The sequence below is a fragment of the Archangium gephyra genome (assembly GCF_042230915.1).
Taxonomy (GTDB): Bacteria; Myxococcota; Myxococcia; order Myxococcales; family Myxococcaceae; genus Archangium; species Archangium gephyra_B.
The window spans coordinates 448,360-467,750 of the sequence record NZ_CP102578.1; the positions used below are offsets into that span (position 1 = coordinate 448,360).

General features: G+C 70.0%; 17 protein-coding genes. 9 read left to right on the forward strand and 8 right to left on the reverse strand.

Annotated elements, in window-relative coordinates:
- Positions 1-91: 91 nt before the first annotated feature.
- The 3 genes from NR798_RS01830 to NR798_RS01840 form a co-directional block, all read right to left on the reverse strand.
- Positions 92-2,599 (reverse strand): ATP-binding protein, encoded by a 2,508-nt coding sequence (locus NR798_RS01830; RefSeq protein WP_375769648.1) that lies wholly within the window; start codon positions 2,597-2,599, stop codon positions 92-94.
- A gap of 98 nt (positions 2,600-2,697) precedes the next feature.
- Positions 2,698-4,365 carry an ATP-binding protein gene (locus tag NR798_RS01835; protein ID WP_375769649.1) on the reverse strand — a complete coding sequence of 556 codons (1,668 nt, stop codon included), beginning with the start codon at positions 4,363-4,365 and terminating at the stop codon, positions 2,698-2,700.
- Positions 4,366-4,455: 90 nt separating this feature from the next.
- Complete coding sequence (locus NR798_RS01840) at positions 4,456-4,968, reverse strand: GreA/GreB family elongation factor (protein WP_375769650.1); 513 nt, start codon at positions 4,966-4,968, stop codon at positions 4,456-4,458.
- 63 nt (positions 4,969-5,031) lie between these two features.
- On the opposite strand from NR798_RS01840, the gene NR798_RS01845 reads away from it, so the two are divergent.
- Positions 5,032-5,313: a rhodanese-like domain-containing protein gene (locus NR798_RS01845; protein ID WP_375769651.1), complete on the forward strand. Its 282-nt coding sequence runs from the start codon at positions 5,032-5,034 to the stop codon at positions 5,311-5,313.
- Between the two features lie 156 nt (positions 5,314-5,469).
- On the opposite strand, the gene NR798_RS01850 is transcribed toward NR798_RS01845, so the two are convergent.
- Both NR798_RS01850 and NR798_RS01855 read right to left on the reverse strand, forming a co-directional pair.
- Entirely contained in the window at positions 5,470-6,750 is a 1,281-nt protein-coding gene (locus tag NR798_RS01850) for an MFS transporter (RefSeq protein ID WP_375769652.1), read from the reverse strand.
- Positions 6,751-6,815: 65 nt separating this feature from the next.
- On the reverse strand, positions 6,816-7,739 hold the full coding sequence (locus tag NR798_RS01855) for an alpha/beta fold hydrolase (protein ID WP_375769653.1): 924 nt from the start codon (positions 7,737-7,739) through the stop codon (positions 6,816-6,818).
- Positions 7,740-7,880: 141 nt separating this feature from the next.
- On the opposite strand from NR798_RS01855, the gene NR798_RS01860 reads away from it, so the two are divergent.
- The gene (locus NR798_RS01860) at positions 7,881-9,158 is read left to right on the forward strand and encodes a phytoene desaturase family protein (RefSeq protein ID WP_375769654.1); all 1,278 of its coding nucleotides are present in this window, start codon (positions 7,881-7,883) and stop codon (positions 9,156-9,158) included.
- On the forward strand, positions 9,155-10,108 hold the full coding sequence (locus NR798_RS01865; RefSeq protein ID WP_375769655.1) for a sigma-70 family RNA polymerase sigma factor: 954 nt from the start codon (positions 9,155-9,157) through the stop codon (positions 10,106-10,108). The genes NR798_RS01860 and NR798_RS01865 overlap by 4 nt, the downstream gene beginning before the upstream one ends.
- 34 nt (positions 10,109-10,142) lie before the next feature.
- Here the strand turns inward: NR798_RS01865 and NR798_RS01870 are convergent, their stop codons facing one another.
- Positions 10,143-10,721 carry a class I SAM-dependent methyltransferase gene (locus NR798_RS01870; protein ID WP_375769656.1) on the reverse strand — a complete coding sequence of 193 codons (579 nt, stop codon included), beginning with the start codon at positions 10,719-10,721 and terminating at the stop codon, positions 10,143-10,145.
- A 161-nt stretch (positions 10,722-10,882) separates the two neighbouring features.
- Positions 10,883-11,698, reverse strand: coding sequence for a prolipoprotein diacylglyceryl transferase (locus tag NR798_RS01875; protein ID WP_375769657.1), 816 nt, complete (start codon positions 11,696-11,698; stop codon positions 10,883-10,885).
- Positions 11,699-12,136: 438 nt separating this feature from the next.
- Here NR798_RS01875 and NR798_RS01880 point away from each other — a divergent pair, with 438 nt between their 5' ends.
- Both NR798_RS01880 and NR798_RS01885 read left to right on the forward strand, forming a co-directional pair.
- Positions 12,137-13,564 (forward strand): S8 family serine peptidase, encoded by a 1,428-nt coding sequence (locus NR798_RS01880; protein WP_375769658.1) that lies wholly within the window; start codon positions 12,137-12,139, stop codon positions 13,562-13,564.
- A gap of 55 nt (positions 13,565-13,619) precedes the next feature.
- The gene (locus tag NR798_RS01885) at positions 13,620-14,018 is read left to right on the forward strand and encodes a hypothetical protein (RefSeq protein WP_375769659.1); all 399 of its coding nucleotides are present in this window, start codon (positions 13,620-13,622) and stop codon (positions 14,016-14,018) included.
- A gap of 483 nt (positions 14,019-14,501) precedes the next feature.
- Here NR798_RS01885 and NR798_RS01890 read toward each other — a convergent pair whose 3' ends face one another.
- Positions 14,502-15,248, reverse strand: coding sequence for an SDR family oxidoreductase (locus NR798_RS01890; RefSeq protein WP_375769660.1), 747 nt, complete (start codon positions 15,246-15,248; stop codon positions 14,502-14,504).
- A gap of 105 nt (positions 15,249-15,353) precedes the next feature.
- Between NR798_RS01890 and NR798_RS01895 the strand changes: the two genes are divergently transcribed.
- The 4 genes from NR798_RS01895 to NR798_RS01910 all read left to right on the forward strand — a co-directional run bounded on the left by NR798_RS01895 (position 15,354) and on the right by NR798_RS01910 (position 19,359).
- The gene (locus NR798_RS01895; protein ID WP_375769661.1) at positions 15,354-16,040 is read left to right on the forward strand and encodes a TetR/AcrR family transcriptional regulator; all 687 of its coding nucleotides are present in this window, start codon (positions 15,354-15,356) and stop codon (positions 16,038-16,040) included.
- Entirely contained in the window at positions 16,037-17,032 is a 996-nt protein-coding gene (locus NR798_RS01900) for a 3-oxoacyl-ACP synthase III family protein (protein ID WP_375769662.1), read from the forward strand. Before NR798_RS01895 ends, NR798_RS01900 begins: the two co-directional genes overlap by 4 nt.
- A 63-nt stretch (positions 17,033-17,095) precedes the next feature.
- Positions 17,096-18,643 carry a long-chain fatty acid--CoA ligase gene (locus tag NR798_RS01905; protein ID WP_375769663.1) on the forward strand — a complete coding sequence of 516 codons (1,548 nt, stop codon included), beginning with the start codon at positions 17,096-17,098 and terminating at the stop codon, positions 18,641-18,643.
- Between the two features lie 122 nt (positions 18,644-18,765).
- On the forward strand, positions 18,766-19,359 hold the full coding sequence (locus NR798_RS01910) for a hypothetical protein (protein WP_375769664.1): 594 nt from the start codon (positions 18,766-18,768) through the stop codon (positions 19,357-19,359).
- The last annotated feature ends 32 nt before the right edge of the window (positions 19,360-19,391 follow it).

Below are 19,391 nucleotides of genomic sequence, written 5' to 3' on the forward strand. Positions count from 1 at the left end.
GGGAACCGCCTCGCTGGAGAATTACGATAGCCTGCCCTACACCCTTCTGCACCATCCTCCAAGAAAACGTGCCTTCCGGTTTCTTCGTGGATCAGCCCGCGACGGCGGCGAGCGGAGCGGCTGGCACCTCGCGGGGCAAGCGGACGTGGAAGCAGCTGCCCAGCTGCGCGCCGGGGCTCTCCGCCCAGATGGCGCCGCCGTGGCGCTGGACGATTTCGCGGCAGATGAAGAGCCCGAGGCCCAGGCCGCCGAAGTGACGCGCGGTGGCATTGGAGGCGCGGGCGAAGGGCTGGAAGAGCAGGGCGATGCTCTCGGCGGGGATGCCGATGCCCTGGTCGCGCACGCGCAGTTCCACCGCCTCGGGGGACAGGTGGAAGCTGACGTGCACGGTGCCGCCCTGGGGCGAGTAGCGCACGGCGTTGGCCAGCAGGTTGGTGATGACCTGCTCCAGGCGGGGGCCGTCCCAGGTGCCCTCCACGGCCTTCTCGGGCGCCTCCAGCACGAAGCGCAGCCCCTCGTTGCCCCGCAGCTCGAAGCGCTCCATCACCTCGCGCACCAGGGGCAGCAGATCCACCGGGGCGCGCTCCAGCTCGAAGCGGCCGGCTTGAATCCGCGAGGTGTCCAGCAGGTCATCCACCAGGCGGGTGAGCCGGTCCGTCTGCCGGGCCATGGAGCGCAGGGCCTTGAGGGTGCGCTCGCGCTCGGGGAAGTCGCCGGCCTTCTCCATGCGGCTGAGCGTGAGGGCGGCGAAGCCCTTGAGGGGGGTGAGGGGGGTGCGCAGCTCGTGGCTGGCCACGGAGAGGAACTCCTCGCGCAGCCGCACCGCCTCGCGCAGCTCGCCCTGGGCCGCCTCGGTGCGGGAGGCCATCTCGTTGAAGCCGCGGCACAGCTCGCCCAGCTCGTCGTCCTCCTCCTCGGGCACGCGCCGGCTCAGCTCGCCCCGGCCGATGGCGGCGGTGGCCTCCACCAGCGTCTCCAGGCGGCGGATGATGTCGCGGGCGACGAACTGGGCCAGGCCCAGCATGAGCAGCACGCCGAGCGCCAGGATGGCGATGAAGGCCACGCTGGTGCGGGTGATGGCGCGGTAGGCCACGCCCATGTCCTGGGCCACGACGACGCTCCACTCGGTGCCGGGCACGGACGCGTCGGCGGCGAGCATGATGCGCTGATCCTCCGGGCCGAACGTCTCCACCACGCCCTCGTCGCTGCTGGCGAGCTGCTGGCGGAGGATGGCGGGCAGGTGGGCCTCGCTCAGCAGGGGAGCGCCGGGCTGGGTGTCGCGCAAGAGCAGCAGGCCGCGCCTGTCCAGCACCTGCACGCGGAAGCGCTGGGCGGCGGGCGTCACCGCGGCGGACAGGCGCTCCAGGGACAGCAGGCCCACGAGCATGCCCTCCAGCTTGCCCTCCTGCTTGAAGGGCAGGGCCACGGCGACATGGGGCAGGCCGAGCGAGCTGATGTAGGGCCGGGAGATGTAGGGGGCGCCGGTGCTCAGCACGCCGCCGTAGTAGTCGCGGTGGGCGAAGCTGCCCAGGCCCTTGGTGCCGTAGGAGGCGGCGAAGCCCTCGCCGTCCTTGTCCACGACGATGGCGGCGTCGAAGGCGCGCGCCTGGGCGGGGAGGTTGCTGAGGTAGCGCCCCATGAGCTCGTGGTCGCGCTTGGCGAAGGCGTTGCGGAAGCCGGGGGACTCGAGCAGCAGCTGGAGGGACTCGCGCGCGTCGTCGAGGTAGCGCACGAGGAAGTCCGCCTCGCCGGCCGCGGCGCGCACGGTGTCATCGCGCACCTGGCGCTCGATGGCGCCCTGGGCCAGGTACGCCGCGAAGCCGCCCAGGGCCAGCAGGGGCACGATGCCGGCGAAGGCCAGCCCGCGCAGCAGCTTGAAGCCCACGGTGCGGGGGGCGCGGGGACGGAAGCCGAGGGCCGAGGCGATGCACGCCAGGGTGAGGATGAGGTAGATGCTGGCGCCCGGCCCCGAGCCGATGCGGGCCAGCGCCCAGGCCAGCAGCGAGAAGTCCGCCGCGAGCAGCCCCAGCAGCAGGCGCGGCAGCAGGGGCCAGCGCGAGCGGGCGGGCGACAGCAGCCCCACGCCGCAGCCCAGGAAGACGAGCCCCATGGGGGCCAGCAGGGGCGCCACCGAGGCGTAGAAGACGGGGGGGAAGCGGTGGCGCGCCACCAGCATGAGCAGGCCGAAGGAGAGCGCGATGAGCGCCACCACGCCGCGGAACACCTCGCGCTTGCGCCACGCGGGGGACGTCTCCAGGGCCAGGCCCGCCAGCAGCAGCGGGTAGAGGATGGCGCCGGTGAGGCCGCCGGTGCGCACGTTGAGCACCCACCAGTACAGCCCGGTGACGGTGCCGAAGCCCACGCGCCCCAGCACGTCCAGCCAGCGCGGCGCGTGGGGGTAGAGCATGGTGGCCATGAGCACCACGCTGCTGGCCAGGTAGGCCACGCCCATGGTGCGCACGTACGGGTAGAGCGGCCGGAAGTAGGCCGCGTGGAACTCGTACGGCGCATACGTCATGGCCACGCCGAAGATGAGGCCGAACAGCGCGGCGGGCCAGGTGAGGGGCAAGGTGGGCGTGCGCGCGGGCTCGGCTGGCATGCAGCCTCCTTCCAATCAGCTTGCCCGTCCCAAATCCACCGCCCGGGAGTGATTCGTCCATCGTCCGACAGCCCGGGTGTGGGGAAGGGTGCTCTGGCTCAGGGGGTGGCTCGCAGCGGCAGCTCCACCGTGAAGGTGGCCCCGGCCCCCGGGGCGCTGGTGACGCTCACGGTGCCTCCCAGCGCCTCGACGATTTGACGGGTGATGTAGAGGCCCAGGCCCAGGCCGCCGTAGTGGCGGTCGGACACGGCGCGCTCGAAGCGGCCGAAGAGGCGCGGGAGGTTCTCCGGCGCGATGCCGATGCCCTCGTCGCGCACCACCAGCCGGGCGCACGTGGCGTCGGCGGACACCCGCAGGCGCACCGGCTTGCCGGCGCCGTACTTGAGGGCGTTGGAGAGCAGGTTGGTGACCACCTGCTCCAGCCGCAGTCTGTCCCAGGCGCCCACGGCGGGGCCGGACAGCTCCAGGAGGAGGGGGCTGTGGGCCTGGGTGGCGGGCAGCTCGAAGCGGGCGGCCACGTCCTGGACGAGCGCGGCGAGGTCCACCTCCTCCAGGTCCAGGCGCAGGCGGCCGGCGTGGATGCGGGTGACGTCCAGCAGCTCGTTGACGAGCGCGTTGAGGCGGCCAGCGTTGCGGTCGATGTTCTCCAGCTTCGTCATGAGGGAGGCGGGCATCTGGCCGGCCTCGCCGCGGCGGGCGCCGCGCAAGAGCGACTGCACGTTGAGCTTGAGGGAGGTGGTGGGGGTGCGCAGCTCGTGGGCGGCGACGGTGAAGAACTCGTCGCGCTGGGCCACGGCCTGGCGGGCCTCGCGGAAGAGCAGGACGTTGTCCACGGAGAGGGCCACCCGGTCGGCGAGGTCCTCGGCGAAGCGCAGGTCCTCCCGGCCGAAGGAGCGCGGGGTGAAGGTGAAGAGGACGAGCGCGCCGAGGACGCGGCCGCGCGCGCGCAGCGGCACGGCGAGCAGCGAGTGCGCCCCGAGCGCCTGCATGAGGCGCAGGTGCTCGGCGTCGCGGGTGAGGGACTGGAGCAGGGGCGGCGTCAGCTCGGTGAGCAGCTGGGGCACGTCCTGGGGCAGCCGCAGGCCCAGCAGGCCGGGCTCGCCGGAGTCCTGGGCGGAGGCGTGGCGCAGCACCTCGACGAGCAGGGCCTCCTGGAGGGGCTCGTGGGCGACGGTCTCGAGCAGGAGCGGCTGGCCGCGGCTGTCCATCACCTGCAGGACGCAGCCATTGGCGAGCGTGGGGACGCAGCGGCGGGCCAGCTCGTGCAGGGCGCTCTCCACGTCCAGGGAGGCGGTGAGCAGGTGGCTGGCCTCGGCGAGGAAGCCCGTCTCCAGCTCCTCGCGCTTGCGGCGGGTGATGTCATTGAACCAGACGGAGAGCCCGTCGCCGCGCTTGAGGGCGACGAGGCGGAACCAGTGCTCGCGGTTCTCCAGGGGGAAGTACACCTCGTCCACGTAGGGCTCGCCGTTCTCCACCACGCGCGCGAAGCAGGCGTGGATGCCGCGGCTGCGCGCATCGGGGAGCAACTCGACGATGCCCCGGCCGAGCACGAAGGCCAGGCTCATGCCCATCATCTTCTCGGCGGCGGGGTTGGCGTACAGCCAGCGGAAGTCCACCAGCTCGCCCGTGGCGTCGCGCACGGCGGACACGGCCATGTAGCCGTCGGGATGCTCCGCGGCGAAGGCCCAGTCGTCCACGGGCACGGGAGTGGGCTCCTCCGGGGCGTCCGGACGGATGCTCTTCGCGGCTCCAAGGTGCTTGGACATGGCGCGCGACCTCCTCTGGCGCAGGACCCCCCGGCGCCTGCTTTCCCCGGAAGCGTGGAAGAAGGCGCGGTGGGGATCAAGCCAGGGGCCTCAGGCGACCTCGAGGACCGTCCACTCGCGTACCTCGCCGGCCAGCGTCACCTCGATGGTGTCGCCCGCCCGACGTCCCATGAGGGCGCGGCCGACGGGGGAGGCGGGGGTGATGACGGAGAGGAAGCCATCGCCGCCGGGGCCGGTGAGCTCGGTGCCGGCGCCGACGGGGAGCAGGAAGAAGGTGCGCTCGGAGAAGCCCTCGTCGTCCTCGGTGGACACGTCGATGAGGGCGCCGAGGGCGACGGGGCTCTTGCGCGAGAAGCGGGGGAGCGCTTCCTGCTGGAAGTCGGAGAGGGCCTTGAGCTCTTCCTGGACGCGGCGGGCGCGCTGGGCCTGGCCGGTGGCGAGGCTGCCGTACTCGATGACGGCGCGGCCGTCCTCCTTCTTCTCGGACTCGGTGGCGAGGGTGCGAGCGGCCTCACGGGCCTCGAGCTCGGCGCGGTGGGCGAGCCGGTCGCTCTGGTGGAGCCGTTCGGCGAGCTGATCGAGCAGGGCGTGTTTGTCCAACATGGTGCGACGGGACTGTAGCGCCGTGGCATGAGGGCTCCAGTTTCCGGCTACAGTCCGGCGCCCATGACGCCGAAAGAACTGTCGGAGAAGGCCCGGGAGCTGGTGGGGCAGGGGTGGGTGCTGCTGGACGTGCGGACGCCGGAGGAGTTCCGGCAGGGGCACCCGGAGGCGGCGCGGAACATCCCGGTGCAGGAGCTACCGCAGCGGGTGGGCGAGGTGGGCCCGCCGGGGACGAAGGTGGTGGTGTACTGCCAGGCGGGAGGACGCAGCGCGATGGCGACGCAGATCCTCCGCTCGCACGGCATCACCGACATCTTCGATCTGAAGTCGGTGAACTACTGGTAGCCAGCGCAGCCCGCGCGCTGAAGCACCCTCTGGAAAACCATCCCTGAAGCACCCTCCGGAAAACCATCCCCTCTCCCCTCGGGAGAGGGACGGGGTGAGGGTGCCACGGACCCCGGGTTGAGCCCGGGAGAGCGCCCCGTGAGGCGCCCTCCGTGCTCAGGACAGCGCGGGCGCGGGGGACGGCTTGGGAGCGGGGGCGGGCTGCTCGCGGATGCCGACGAGGACGAGCAGGGCGGCGACGACGAGCGCACCGAGCATGAAGTGGAAGCCGGTGGCGTAGTCATTGCCGTTCCACGCGATGACCTTGCCGATGAGGATGTTGGTGAGGAAGCCGCCGATCTGCCCACCGGTGTTGATGAAGCCCGAGCCCGAGCCCATGAGCTTGGGGGGAACGAGAATCATGGGCAGGGTCCAGATGGCGCCGGCGGCCATGAAGAGGAGGAAGCCGGCGATGCACTGGGCGATCATGTACGGGAGGGGGTCGTTGATCTGCGTGAAGAGGTAGAGGCAGCCGCCGCCGAGCGCCTGGCAGCCGAACACGAGGTACTTGCGGCGGCCGCGGAACCAGCGATCCGACACGTAGCCGGCCAGCGTGCAGCCGATGCCGCCGAAGAGGAACGGCAGGGCGCCGAGGAGGCCCGTCTTGGTGAGCGAGAGCTTCTTCACCTCGAGCAGGTACGTGGGCAGCCAGTTGAGCCAGCCGTACATGGTGAGGTTGTAGACGAGGGCGACGAAGAAGAGCACCCAGATGGCGGGGGAGCGCAGGAGCTGGCCGAAGCTGGCCTTCTCCAGGGTCTGCTCGGAGTTGGCGGCCTGGGAGCGGCTGTCGCGCTCGAACTCCTCGAGCTCCTCGCGGGAGACCTTCGGGTTGTCCTGGATGGAGTTGGTGATGTAGAGCCAGGCGCCCAGCAGGCAGAGCACGCCGGCGCCGCCGAGCGCGAAGAAGCTGCCGCGCCAGCCGAGCTGGGGCAGGAGCCAGGCGAGCATCAGCGAGGAGATGGCGGGTCCGAACGCCACGGACGAGAGGATGACGGCGTTGGCGGTGCCGCGGTTCTTCTTGGTGTACCAGTTGCCGATGACCTTCCAGACGGCGGCGGGGAAGATGCCCTCACCGATGCCGAAGAGGAAGCGCACGACGAGCATGCTGGTGAGGCCGCCGACGACGCCGGTGAGCGCGGTGAAGACGGACCACCAGGCGAGCGCGAAGAGGATGACCTTCCGGGGCCCGATGCGGTCGGCGAGCATGCCGCCGGGAATCTGGAAGAGCGCGTACCCGAGGAAGAAGGCGCTGAGGATCCACCCGATGCGCTCGGGGCCCACGTTGAGCTCGGTGCGGATGAACGGGATGGTCATGTTGATGGCCATCCGGTCCAGCCAGGCGACGAGGTAGCACAGGAGGACCGCGAGCCCGACCTTGTAGCTGGTCTTGAAAGTCATGGGGGCGGAGCATACCCGCGAGGATGCTCCACCCACCAGCGCCCGGACCCTCCGGCGCCGGACTCCTACTCCCCGCGAAATACGCGCAGGAACTGCTTCACATCGTCGACGAAGCGCTGGGGCTGCTCGACGTGGGGAGCGTGGCCGGTCTCGGTGTAGAGCGCGAGCGTGGCCCGCGGCAGGGCCTGGGCGAGGGCCTGCTGCGCGGCGACGGAGAAGAAGCCATCGCGGTCGCCGCCGCCGACGAGGGTGGGGACGGAGATCTCCCCGAGCCGGGAGGAGTGGTCCTCGGCGATGAGGCCGTCGAGGGAGGCCTTCCAGACGCGGGCGGGGACCTTGAGGCTCTCGGAGACGGCGGTGTCGAGGAAGGAGGGGGGAATGGGGCGGTAGAAGGTGCCGGCCTGGAAGTCGCGGACGAAGGCGGGGTCGATGGGATCCGAGAGCGTGTCCACGACGGACTTCAGCTCGGCGGCGACGGCGTTGCCGTGGACGGTGGGGGCCGAGCCGATGAGGACGAGGCCCTGGACGCGCTGGGGGTGCTCGAGGGCGGCCTGCTGGGCGATGAAGCTGCCCATGGAGTGGCCGACGAGGACGGCGCGCTGGATGCCCTGGGAGTCGAGGAAGGCGGCGACATCGGAGGCGAAGTCGGACGGGGTGTAACAGCACTCGGGGCGGGAGGAGTCGCCATGGCCGCGCTGGTCGAGCGCGTAGACGTGGAGGCTCCTGGGGAGGAGGGGCAGGACGCGCTCGAAGGAGAGATACGAGTCGGTGTAGCCGTGGAGGAGGACGAGGACGGGGCCGTCCTTCTGGCCCTGCTCGACGTAGTGCATGCGGACGCCGGTGGAGAGCTGGACGGTGGCCTCGTGGAAGGAGGCGGACTCGGAGGCGAGGGCCTGCGCCTCGGAGGAGGAGGGGGCGGCCGGGCGGGCGTGAGCACCACAGGCGCAGAGCGAGGCAGATACGAGCAGCAGGGCGACGTGCAGTTTCATGGAGTCCTCTTCTCTTCTCCCTCTCCCCGCGGGAGAGGGTCGGGGTGAGGGTATCTCGGCCCCCGAAATCCCCCCGTGTAACCTTTCCGAGTCCCCCGTCGTGGTCCCTGTGAGCGCGAGGCTCGGAAGAGGGAGCGGACGATGAAGACGAAGACGGACGTGGCGGTGGTGGGAGGAGGGCTGGGGGGGCTGGCGGTGGCGACGCTGCTGGCGCGAGGGGGGAGGAAGGTGACGCTGTTCGAGAAGTCGAGGCACCTGGGGGGCCGGGCGCACACGACGGAGGTGGAGGGCTACCACTTCAACCTGGGGCCGCACGCGCTGTACCTGGAGGGAGCGGCGGCGCGGGTGCTGGGGAGGCTGGGCGTGCCGATGCGGGGAGGAAGCCCGCGAGGGGAGGGCAGCTTCGCGCTGAGAGGGAACCAACTGTACCCGTTGCCGTCGGGGGCGGTGTCGCTGCTGATGACGGATCTGCTGGGAGCGGCGGGCAAGCTGGAGCTGGGGCGGGTGCTGACGGGGCTGGGGCGGATGGACGCCGCGGCGCTGGAGGGCCGGAGCCTGCGCGAGTGGCTGGACGAGCACGTGACGAGGGAGGAGGTGCGCGAGGTGGTGGCGGCCTTCTTCCGGGTGGCGACGTACTGCGCGGACGCGGACGCCCTGGCGGCGGACGCGGCGGTGGAGCAGTTCCAGCGGGCGAGGAAGGGCGTGCGCTATCTCGACGGAGGCTGGAGCGAGCTGGTGCGAGCGCTGGCGGGGATGGCGAAGGATGCGGGAGTGGCGGTGGTGGGCTCGGCGCGAGTGGAGTCGGTGGAGCGGGAGGCCGGGCGGGTGCGAGGGGTACGGCTGGCGGACGGGACGGAATACGAGGCGGAGACGGTGGTGGTAGCGGGAGGACCGCGGGACGTGGCGGCGCTGCTGCCGGGGGACGAGGTGCTGGCGGGGTGGGCGGCGAAGGCGAGGCCGGTGAAGGCGGCGTCGTTGGAGGTGGGGCTGTCGAAGCTGCCGAGGCCGAGGGCGCTGTTCGCGTTGGGGGTGGACAGGCCGTGGTACGCGTCGGTGCACTCGGCCTGGGCGCGGCGGCTGGCGCCGGAGGGAGGCGCGATGGTGCACGTGGCGAAGTACCTGGGAGGACGGGAGGAGGAGGCGAGCGAGGCGGAGCTGGAGGGGGTGCTGGACGTGCTGCAGCCGGGGTGGAGGGAGCACGTGGTGACGAAGCGCTTCCTGCCGGGGCTGACGGTGATGAACGCGTTGCCGGCGAAGCGCCTCGGGGAGAGGCCGGGGCCGCGGGTGGAGCACGTGCGAGGGCTGTACGTGGTGGGGGACTGGGTTGGGGAGGAAGGGCTGCTGGTGGACGCGTCGCTGGCGAGCGCGGAGACGGTGTCACGGCTGCTGAGCACGGAGACGGGAGCGCGAGCGGCATGAAACCGGAGGCACACGAGGCGCTGGAGAGGGCGGTGCGGGAGCACGAGAAGTTCCTCTGGGGCCTGTGCTACCGGATGACGGGGGTGGCGGCGGACGCGGACGAGTTGGTGCAGGAGACGTACGCGAGGGCGCTGACGTCGCCGCCGGGGAGACTGGACGAGGTGCGCCCGTGGCTGACGCGGGTGGCGATGAACCTGGCGAGGGACCGGCTGCGCCGGAGGAAGCGGGAGGGGTACGTGGGCCCGTGGCTGCCCTCGCCGGTGGAGACGGGGGAGGAGGCGGTGCCGTCGGTGGAGGCGGAGCTGCCGGGAGGAGGGACGACGGAGGGCCGCTACGAGTTGTTGGAGAGCGTGTCGTACGCGTTCCTGCTGGCGCTGGAGGCGCTGACGCCGAGGCAGCGGGCGGTGTTGCTGTTGAAGGACGTGTTCGACTACTCGGGGCGGGAGGTGGGGGAGTGCCTGGGGATGAGTGAGACTAACGTGAAGGTGACGCACCACCGGGCGAGGCAGGCGATGGCGCAATACGACCGGGCGAGGTGCGTGCCGACGCGGGAGTTGCAGGAGCGGACGCGGGAGGCGCTGATGGGCTTCCTGGGCGCGTTGGCGGCGGGAGACGTGGAGGCGGCGGAGGCGCTGCTGGCGGAGCCGGTGAGGGCGCTCACGGATGGGGGAGGCGAGACGTACGCGGCGCGGGTGCCGGTGGTGGGGCTGAAGCGGGTGTCGCTCTTCTACCGGCGGGTGCAGGAGATGCGAGGCACACCGGACCTGGTGGAGCTGCGGATGTTCAACGGGTTGCCGGCGGTGGTGGCCGAGTGGCGCGAGTGCCCACCGGGGTCAGCGGCGCGGGTGGTCATCCGGGTGGAGCTGGATGGGGCGGGGCGCATCAGCGAACTGCACTCGGTGCAGGCGAGCCGCAAGCTGGAGGGCCTGCGCCCACCCGAGGTGGCTTGATGGAGCGGGCACCCTTGCATGGATGCAAGGCCTCTCAAGCGGGGACGGCGACGAGCTCCTCGACGAGCTGGTGGAGGCGCTGGGAGCGGTGGGTGATGCGGAAGCCGGAGGCCGCGACGAGGGAGACGGTGTCGCGGTTGAGCTGACAGCCCATGGCGAGGTGGCTCCAGGCGGGGGTGAGGCGGTCCTGGATGCGGGCGACGGTGGGGTGGGGGGAGCGGACGTGCTCGAGGAGGCGGAGTTGTCCGCCGGGGCGGAGGACGCGGCGGATTTCGGCGAGACCGCGAGCGGGGTCCTCGACGGTGCAGAAGACGAGGCAGGCGACGACGGCATCGAAGGAGCCATCGGAGAAGGGCAGCCGCTGCACATCGGCCTGGAGGAGGGTGACACCGGGGCGGCGGAGGCGCGCGCGGGCGAGGAGCCCGGGGTCGATGTCGATGGCGACGGTGGAGACGCCAGGCGGGTAGACGGGGAGGAGGAGTCCGGTCCCGGTGCCGACCTCGAGGACGTGGCCGGAGAGCCCCTCGACGAGCCGTTGCCGGGCGTGGTTGAGGCCGAACCACCCAGCGGGAACCATGACGGCGTCGTAGAGCAGCGCCTGGGCGTTGAGCATGAAACCCCCTCATCCCCCACTGTTCCACAATCCCCTCTCCCTTCGGGAGAGGGACGGGGTGAGGGTATCGAGACTCCCGGGTTGCCCCTGTGCCAACCCCCTCTCCCTCTGGGAGAGGGACGGGGTGAGGGTCTACGGGAGCACCACGCGCACTACCGCGGCTACCTGACCTGCGGCTGTGCACTCCCCCCGGTACCCACAGCGGGTGTGTCCTTCCTGGCGGGGGCGTGCCACTTGGCGAGTCCGTAGAGGCCGAAGGCGATGAGCCCGAAGCAGCTGTACTGAGCGGGCGTCAGGCCGAAGTAGCGCGCATCGACATAAGCGAGGTCGGTGGCGCGGAGGGTATCGAAGAAGAAGCGGCCGCAGGCGTAGAGGATGGCGAGCAGGGGGAGCAGCTTGCCGCGCAGCTTGCCGGAGTTGCGCAGCAGGAGCAGCAGTCCGGAGATGGCGAAGAGGAAGAGGGCGTCATACAGGCCGAGGTCGTGCCGGGGCCCGCCGAGGGACGCGGGGAAGTCGACGGCGAGGAAGAAATGGCTGGGGGTGCCCTTGTGGTCGTGGGCGGCGAAGCAGCCGAGGCGGGCGATGGCCCAGCCGGGCGCGACGGCGAGCGCGAAGGAGTCGGCGTAGTCGCGGAAGCGCAGCTTGCGGACCTTGAAGAAGACGACGGCGGCGAGGATGCCGCCCATCAGCCCGCCGAAGGAGGACAGTCCATCCCACACCCGGATAATCTGGAACGGGCTCTTGGCGAGCTCCTCGGGGTGGTAGGCGAAGAGGTGGAACAGGTGGCCGACGACGACACCGGCGGCCACGCCCCAGGGCGCGTAGTCGGCCAGGGCGGTGGAGTCGAGCCCGTCGCGCTCGGCGTGCCGGGTCAGCATGTGGGCGGCGAAGAGGATGCCCAATGCCACGAAGATGCCGAAGGGCTCGAGGGTGAGGGGTCCGAGCGAGATGGATGGAGGATGGAAGTAGGGAATCACGAGTCTCTCCGGCGGGGCGGCGTACAGGCCCATACAGCCATAGTCCGCCTTGCCACCGGGAGGCGAACAAATGTGTTGGGGGAGACACTTCCCCAAGGGCCCTGGAAGCGGGCAGGCAGGCGCAATCTCCCCAGCGGACACTCCTCCCGGCCGCTATTTTCCGACTTGTCGCGGCTCGTATTAGGCTTCCCACCCTGTGAATGCTTTCCGGTTTCGTACGTTGTGACAGTCATCCACTGGAACGCACGGGGGGCCGATGACGTCCAGAGCGGGGATGCCCGCGATTCATGTCAGGGGGGGCCGCTCTAGTCGCACTGTGAGCCGACGGTGTGAACGAAGACGGTGTCCTACCCCGGTGCTGCCTGTGCGCGGCCGGCGCCTGGCGGTGGCCTCCGGGCAGTCAGTGCGGTCGGTATTCTGTAAAGGAGCGAACCCATCATGAAGTCCTACCTCCTGGTGCCAAAGGAGTCGATCGAGACCCACGCCCATCCGGGCGTGCGGGGCACGGAGCAGGGAGAGCGCGTGCTGCAGCGCACCACCGCCCTTCAGTTCATGATCAGCGGGCGGGCGCCGGACATGCTGCGCAGCCTCGGGTTGCGCTCCGCCACGCTTCCCGGGCGTCTGCCCGAGGTCAGCACGCCTCCCACCCCGGCGAAGAAGAAGACGGCGAAGCCGGCGAAGGGCCGCGGCCGCAAGAACGAAGTCCAGGTGTCGGTGAACAACGATGGCCCGGTGATGGAGCCGGCTACGGCCTCGGACGTGGGCACCTACCGCCACATGCCGCTCATCGGCGCCACCATGGCCCACTTCACCTCGGAGCAGGCCGAGCGCGTGGCCAAGGAGGAGCTCGGGCGCGACTTCGAGTTCATCCCGGACACGGTGCAGCTCACCTTCCCCGGCCCGGTGTCCGCCGGGCAGCTCGGCCCGCGCAACCGCGGCCTGTCCTCGCTCGTCAACCGCGAGTGGCCCGAGGAGTGCGGCATCAACTCCGCCCACGCCCAGGGCATCAAGGGCGCTGGCGTGATGCTCGGCATCCTCGACACGGGCGTGGACGCGGACCACCCGGAGCACCAGGACCGCCTCATCCAGTTCCGCTACGTCTCGCTCTTCCCCAACTCGCCGCACAACCCGGCGCGTGACGTGCGCGGCTTCGACCCGGACGGGCACGGCACCCACGTGGCCGGCATCGCCGCCGGCCAGTTCCACGGCGTCGCGCCCGAGGTGGACCTCTACGTCGCCTCGGTCATCGAGTCCGAAAGCATACGCACGAGCCTGGGACGTGTAGCCGCCGGCATGGAATGGCTGCTACACCAGTTCTCACGTCCTGAGAACGCCACCCGTCCGGCGGTGGTGAACATGTCCCTGGGGTTCCCCGTGCAGCCGCCTCAAGGTGTCAGTGACATGGAGTACCGTCTCAACATCCGCGCGCTGCAGACGCTGCTGCGCCGGTTGGTGGACTCCAACGTCCTGCCCATCGTGGCGGCCGGCAATGGAGGCGCTGGGACGGCTGGCTACCCAGCTGCCTTCCCAGAGGCCCTGGCCGTGGGGGCGGTCGACTTCTCGCGCCGGGTGGCCAGCTTCTCGGCCAGCGGCGTGGTGAATCAGCGATCTGTTCCCGACGTGATGGGTTATGGCGTGAACGTCTACTCGAGCACAGAACGAAGGTGTAACAACCAGGCGTTCTATGAACGAATGAGCGGAACGAGCATGGCCGCCCCTTACGTCGCTGGGCTCGCCGCGCTATATCGCTGCCGTTCCCCGGACTTGACGGCACTTGAAGTCAGGGATTTGATTCTGGACAATGTGCTGAAGCTGCCCAAGACGCCCACGGGGCGCGCGGGCAGGGGTCTGGCGGTCTACAAGTGATGGCGGCTACCAGGGCCGGCGGCAGGTGAGCGCCGGGCCTGCGGGAGGAAGCAGGATGAGCAGGAAGACAGCCACATCGCCGCGCCGGGCCTCCGGCCGCTTCCCGAAGATCTCCGCGGTCACTCCGCTGCCGGGCTCCCGTGTGGAGAGCGCGCAAGGGTGGATCGAGGCCATGGTCATGCCCCGGGAGCAGCCCGGAGCGGCCTGGCAGCCGAGCATCACCCGCGATCGCTCGCACGTGCACAAGAGCGCGTGTGAGCAGAGCCGGCAGTTCCGCGACGCGGTGCTGAACTTCCTGCAGGCGCACCACCTCATGGGCGCCGTCAGGTGGATCAGCGAGCCGGGCTCCACCGAGATGGTGACGCTCTACTGCACGCCCCGCGTTCTGGAGCAGCTGCAGAGCTCGCGCGAGTTCGATGCCGGTCGCACGGCCGCGCTCGAGATGTACACCTGAGCCAGCCCCTCAGTTGAGACACCTGAGCGGGGCTCGAGGTTCCCCTCGACGTCGGGAGTAGCGGACTGCGTGCGGTTCGCTCGGCTCCCTCGACTCGCGGGGCCCGCCACCTGGGATGGTGCGTCCCGCCTGCCGTGCTCGACCTTCCGAGCGTCCCGTCTATTCCCGACTGGAAATGATTTACTCACTTGACTTCCAAGCGGCAACCCCCTGAACGCTTGTTGCGGTTGCGTTTGGGCGAAGAAGGCCCACCTTGCACCCTTTTTTGTTGGGGGCCCCAGGGACGAGCGGGGAGCTCCCTTCTCCGCTGGGAGAGGGTGGAAGTGAGGGGTTGCCCGTCTGCCTGCCGGGCGCCGTCCCCCCCAACCGCGTGTCGGGCGCCGCCATATCCCTGAAACGCACGGGCCGGGCGGATGGGTCTGACCCCGTTCCGCGCCGGCCCGTTGAGTGGTGAGCGGAGCCGTGGGGCCCGCGCGCACCTGACTACATGGTGAGGCCGCCGTCCACGTCGATGGTGCGGCCGTTGAAGTAGTCGCACTCGAGGACGAACTTCACCGCCAGCCAGAGGTCCTCGGGCAGGCCGATGCGGCCCACGGGGATGTTGGCCACCAGGGCGTCCCGGGCCTTCTGGTTCATTCCCTGCGTCATGGGCGTCTCCACCATGCCGGGGGCCACGGCGCCCACGCGGATGCCGAAGGAAGCGAACTCGCGCGCCCAGGTGAAGGTGTTGGCGGCCAGCGCGGCCTTGGCGGACACGTAGTTGCTCTGCCCGCGGTTACCGTGCCGGGCGATGGAGCTCATGTTGACGATGACGCCGGGCCGCTGGTCCGTCTGCACCATCTTCGCCACCACCTCGCGCACCATGAACGTGGCGCCGGTGAGGTTGACGCCGATGACGGCGTTCCAGTCCGCGGTGGACAGCTTCTTGATCTCTCCGGTGGTCCGGTCCTTCTTCACCAGGAGTGAGTCGCGGAGGATGCCGGCGTTGTTGATGAGGCCGTTGAGGCCGCCCATGGACTCGTGAGCCCACTGCACGAAGGCGATGCAGTCCTCTTCCTTGGACACGTCCAGGCGGCGGCGGTGGATGCCCGCGGGCAGCGCGGCGAGCCGCTCCTCGTTCACGTCGCCCACGGCCACCTGCGCACCGGCCTCCTTGAGCTGCGTGGCGAAGTGCGCGCCCATGCCCTGAGCGCCGCCCGTGACGATGACCTTCAAGTCCTTGAGCTGCATGCGTTCCCTCTCCTGGCTGACGCAATGCGTTGCATGTCCACGCGCCAGCGGATGAATGACAGTTTTTGACAATACCGCGAGGGGAGTGTTACGCAAGGTTGAAAGATGAATCGGTCTTCAACTTCGCCAGCCGAGCGCATCGTTCCAGCGACCCCGCGCGGCCAGCGCACGCGCCAGCGGCTGCTGCTGGCGGCGGAGACCGTGTTCGGGGAGAAGGGCTACGAGCACGCCTCCATCGCGGATATTACCCGGGAGGCGGAAGTCGCGCTGGGAACTTTCTACGTCTATTTCCCGGACAAGCAGTCCATCTTCGTCGAGGTGGTGGACGAGCTGGGGGCGCGGCTGCGCCGGCTCATCGCCGAGGCGGTGGTGGAGTGCGAGGACCGCATCGACGTGGAGCGCGAGGGCCTGCGCACCTTCTTCCAGTTCGTGAGCCGCCACCACAACCTGTACCGGATTGTCCGTCAGGCGGAGTTCGTGGATGAGGCGTGCTACCGGCGCTACTACGACCGCTTCGCCGAGGGCTACGTGTCGGGCCTGGAGCGCGCCATGGCCAAGGGCGAGGTGCGGCGTATGGACTCGGAGGCGCTGGCCTACTGCCTGATGGGCATTGGCGACTTCCTGGGCATGCGCTGGGTGCTGTGGGACAAGAAGGGCGGCCTGGAGCACGTGCTGGACACCGCGATGGAGTTCATCCGCCACGGCATGGACGCACGTCCTGCTGGAGGCGACACCGGCAGCAAGAAGGGGCCGCGCAAGGTGCGCGCCCCGCGGAGCAAGACGACCCGATGAGATACGCCAACATCCTGGCCACCGGCCGCTATGTCCCCGAGAAGGTCCTCACCAACGCCGACGTGGAGCGCATCATCGGCGAGCCGGTGGACGAGTGGCTCCAGCAGAACGTGGGCATCAAGCAGCGCCACCTGATGGCGGACAACCAGGTGACGAGCGACTTGTGCGTGGCCGCGGCGAAGCAGGCCATGGAGCGCGCGGGCGTGAAGCCCCAGGAGCTGGATCTCATCATCATCTCCACGGACACGCCGGACTACCTGAGCCCGGCCACGGCCTCGGCGGTGCAGGCGAAGCTGGGTGCGAGCAACGCGGGCACGTTCGACATCAACGCCGCGTGCGCGGGCTGGGTGACGGCGCTGGACGTGGCGAGCAAGACGATCGCCGCGGACGACGCCTACAAGCACATCCTGGTGGTGGGCGCGTACGGCATGAGCCGGTACATCAACTGGAAGGACAAGAAGACCTGCACGCTCTTCGCGGACGGCGCGGGCGCGGTGGTCCTGGGCGCCAGTGACAAGCCCGGCTTCATGGGCGCCAAGCTGCTCGCGGCCGGCGAGTACCACGACGCGCTGGGCGTCTACACGGGCGGCACCTACCGCCCGGCCACGCCCGAGACGCTGGAACTCACCAACGGCAAGCCCTCGGTGCAGTTCGTGCGCAAGTTCCCCGCCACCTTCAACACCGAGCGCTGGCCCATGCTCCTCAAGCAGCTGCTGGAGCGGGCCAAGCTGACGATGAACGACGTGGACCACTTTGTCTTCACCCAGCTCAACCTGCGCACCATCGAGGCCACGATGAAGGTGCTCGAGCAGCCCATGTCCAAGACGAACTGGACCATGGACAAGTGGGGCTACACCGGCTCGGCCTGCATCCCCATGACGCTGGATGACGCGGTGGTGCAGGGCCGCATCAAGAAGGGCGATCTGGTGGCCCTGTGCGCCAGCGGCGGCGGCCTCGCCATGGCCTCGGCGCTCTACCGCTGGACGGCCTGAGCGGACCGGCGAGCAATACCGGCGAGCAACACTGGCGAGCAACACCCAGGGAGGGGACGAAGCATGTTCATCGGCGACTGGATGGGCCGGGGGGCCATGTACTGGCCCGAGCACACCGCGGTGGTGGACGTGGCCAAGGGAGAGGCCGGCCGCTTCACCTACCGGGCGATGAACGCGCGCGCCGAGGCGCTCGCGGGCTGGCTGCGCGACGTGGCCGGCGTGTCCCGGGGCGACCGGGTGGGCCTGGTGGCCCACAACGGCGTGGAGTACCTGGATGTCCTCTTCGCCTGCGGCAAGCTGGGCGCCATCTTCGTCCCCTACAACTGGCGCCTGCACGCGCAGGAGCTGACGGAGCTGGTGCGCGACACCGGCCCGCGCGTCCTCTTCTTCAGCGATGACTTCCGCGACGGCGTGGCCACCGTGCACCAGCAGGTGGGCGGCGCCCTGAAGCTCGTCCACCTGGAAGGGCAGGGGACGCCCGCGAGCCGCCCGTACGCGGAGACGCTCGCGCACGTGTCCGCCTCGAAGGTGACGAACCCGCAGGTGAGCGAGGAGGACATCCTCGCCCTGCTCTTCACCGGCGGCACCACGGGCAAGAGCAAGGGCGCGCGCATCAGCTACCGGATGGTGGCGTGGAACACGCTCAACACGCTCATCCACGAGGTGCGCCCCGGGGACATCACGGTGACGCACACGCCCATGTTCCACACGGGCGGGCTGCTCGTCTACACGGTGCCGCTGCTCACCTGCGGCGGTACCGTGGTGCTCATGCGCCGCTGGGACGCCGAGGAGATGCTGCGGCTGGTGGAGCGCGAGAAGGTGACGCTCTTCTTCGCGGTGCCCACGCAATACCAGCAGATGTATGACTCGCCGCGCTTCCGCTCGGCGGACCTCTCCACCGTGCGCTTCGTGACGAGCGGTGGCGCGCCGCTGCCGGTGCCGCTGCTGCAGTCCTGGCAGGCGGTGCACAAGGTGCCCTTCAAGCAGGGCTTCGGCATGACGGAGTTCGGCCCCGGCCTCTTCAGCATGGGCCCCGAGTTCGCCGTGTCCAAGGCGGGCTCCATCGGCCGGCCCAACTACTTCATCGACGCGCGCCTGGTGGATGACGAGGGCCGCGACGTGCCCGAGGGCGCCACGGGCGAGCTCATCCTCAAGGGCCCCTCCATGTGCTCGGGCTACTTCGAGAACGCGGAGGCCACCGCCGAGGCCATCGACAAGGACGGCTGGCTGCACACGGGCGACCTGGCGCACCGCGACGCGGACGGCTTCTACTTCATCAACGGGCGCAAGAAGGACATGTTCATCTCCGGCGGGGAGAACGTGTACCCGCTCGAGCTGGAGACGGTCCTCTACGAGCACCCCGCCGTGCAGGCCTGCGCGGTGGTGGGCGTGCCCGACCCCAAATGGGGCGAGGTGGGCCGGGCCTTCGTGGTGCTCAAGCCGGGCGCCCAGGCCACGTCCGAGGCGCTGCTGGAGCACCTGCGCGGCCGGGTGGCCCGCTACAAGGTGCCCAAGCAGGTGGAGCTGGTGGCGTCCCTGCCCGTGTCCGCGGCGGGGAAGATTCTCAAGCGCGAGTTGCGTGAGCGGGCCATCGCGGCCGGCGTAAGCTGAGCCCCTTCCCTCTCCCTCTTCTGGGAGAGGGGCCGGGTGAGGGTTTTCCCCGCTGCGTCCCGCGGGGAAATCCCAGACATGTCGTGTCAATCGAGCCGGCACATGCCGGGGGAGAGAGTCACATGAAGAAGCAACTGCTGTCGGCGGTGATGGTGTGCACCCTGGGCGTGGTGGGTTGTGATCCGGTGGAGCAGACCCCGGTGGATCCCAACACGCAGGTGGGCACGAAGCTCGAGGGCAAGACGCTGGTGATGGAGGGGGCGAACATCCCCAGCCACCCCAATGGCTTCAACGAGGACATGAACCTCGAGGGCTCGACCCAGTGCTACAGCAAGACCACCATGCAGGTGGGCAACAACACCTATACCGTCACCAGCGTGCTGGGCACCCTGCGTGACGCGCCCCAGCGGTTCAACATCGGCACCTGTGACCACGCGGCCGCGGGCGCGACGGTGCAGTTCACCTCCACGGCCGTGCTCATCGAGAACGCCAAGGCGGACCTGAGCTGCTTCGACGCCACGTACACCTACAACGGCTTCGGCCAGGAGGGCCGTGGCAGCCTGAGCGCGGATGGCAAGACGCTCAAGCTGGAGCTCTTCTTCACCGGCCAGGCCACCGGCCACCGCTGCGCGGACGGCGAGGTGGGCGCGACGACGGTGAAGCTCAACGGCAACGCCTTCACCGGCAACGCCGTGCAGACGTTCGTCGTCCAGTAGAACGGCCTCTCCCAAGCGCGCATCCTCCTTCC